Below are 1783 nucleotides of genomic sequence, written 5' to 3' on the forward strand. Positions count from 1 at the left end.
AAGTGAAATAAAAAAATCTAAAAATCCTTCTTCCAGCTTCATTCCTATATCCATTTAAATGAAGCTAGCCTCTCATTATTTACCGATTTAAGCTAGATTTTTTTCATGAGGTGGCCCTGGCCAAGTACCGCCCATTTAATTTTTTTTCTATCCATAGTTTATACTCCTACTGTTTAGCTATTTTATAAGCTAAAAGTAGGAGCCAAATCAATAATATTTTGGGCACTAGAGTCTAAAACTATCTAGCTCAAGTTGGATATCTTCAAGCTTTTGAGCTGGAGCAGGCAATTCAAGCTTTGGAGGCATTTGTTGGGGTTTAAGAGGTTGTGGACCTTTCGGTGCTAATGTCACATCGTGCGAAATACGATTGCTTTTACGGCAACAAGAAAAGCATTGAAAAAATTTACACCAAGTCATCAATTCTCCACTTCAAAAAATGTTAATAAATATTTATATTTCATCCAATTTGGCGAAAGCAATTGTATAATAAATTCACACCAACAATCAAAAGACGATTTGATAAAAGACGATCATCCGCACTTATACTAAAATTTTTTGTACTATTTCATTGACACGCAAAGGACCTATTATATACGCTCTGCACAATAAATTGTTTTATGGAGTACATTGTGACATCACCGCGTTTCTTTAACACTAATAATCACTGCGAAAGCTTATTAGAAGAAATAAATAAATTATATGAGCCAAGCTCTGAACCTTCTTTTAATGACTTAGAACGCTATTTAAGTATTGAAGCCCAAACAGCCATTAAAACTATCGTAGATCACTATCTTGTGTTACGAGACCAGACCGGCATCGCGCCCAATAAGTTAGCCGAAGTAAGAAAAGCAGTCTTGCGATTATTACATTCTGAAACCCTAAGTGCTGTGAAATTGTACGAATTACAACACGTAGGCCAAGAAGCTTATAAGCTAGGAGAAGAAAGCAAAAACGAATATAAAGAACTTGTTTGGTCTGCCTCATTTGATTATTGAACTTTACAAGTAAAGCTCATAGCTAGAGGCTATGAGCACCCATACTCAGTTTTAACATTATTAGAATTAGACGAAGCTGCATCCATAGTACCTTTTAGCTCTTTAGCTTTGGCAAAAAAACCATTAGGAGCATCCCCTAAACCACAAATACCCCTCTGTTCTGTCGGTGTAAAATCTATAGTCTGCAAAGCTCTTGATGTACTTTCGCAGGTTTGGAGCACTCTATCACGTGATCGGCTAGCTAATTCAATACTAACTCCTTGCATGATGGCTCTCATTAGCAGCTGCAATGCAATAAATCCATTATGGTCAATAGGGATTTTCTTAATAGCCCCCTGAATAATATGTTCTAAATTTATCGCTTTGCATAATTTCAACCCCTGTTTACTTAAGAATTTACTATCTAATATTTGGGTGGTAATCGATTCTTCTTCAGCTTGAGGTGTTAAAAGGATAATAGGATCTAAGTCATGTAATACTTCAATAATGGTTCGATAACTTTGGGGGAGCGTGCTGGGTATCACAACAAGGTTTAGTCGTATTGGCGCCACGCCAGGATTAGCATAAGCCAAATAACGTGAAAAAATTAAATGTGCAGCCCATAAACCCGCCCCCGTGGCTGCATAGTCCACTAAACAAAAAGAATTTAGTGCAGATGGGTTTTGGTGCAGGGGCTTTTCATGACTAGAAATTAGTCACATAAACAGTATAATCCTGCATTTATTTGAACTGGCGAAAGAAAGGGATGTCTGAAGTATTAGCTTTTTTATCAACTGTTGAAGATTTAA

General features: G+C 36.6%; 2 protein-coding genes. One reads left to right on the top strand and one right to left on the bottom strand.

What is annotated here, in order from left to right:
• Nucleotides 1-629: 629 nt before the first annotated feature.
• On the top strand, nucleotides 630-995 hold the full coding sequence (locus ELY15_RS15550; protein ID WP_127101640.1) for a hypothetical protein: 366 nt from the start codon (nucleotides 630-632) through the stop codon (nucleotides 993-995).
• A 29-nt stretch (nucleotides 996-1024) separates the two neighbouring features.
• On the opposite strand, the gene ELY15_RS15555 is transcribed toward ELY15_RS15550, so the two are convergent.
• The gene (locus ELY15_RS15555; RefSeq protein WP_127101642.1) at nucleotides 1025-1627 is read right to left on the bottom strand and encodes a hypothetical protein; all 603 of its coding nucleotides are present in this window, start codon (nucleotides 1625-1627) and stop codon (nucleotides 1025-1027) included.
• Between the last annotated feature and the right edge of the window lie 156 nt (nucleotides 1628-1783).

It is taken from the genome of Legionella sp. km772, from assembly GCF_003989735.1.
Classification (GTDB): Bacteria; Pseudomonadota; Gammaproteobacteria; order Legionellales; family Legionellaceae; genus Legionella.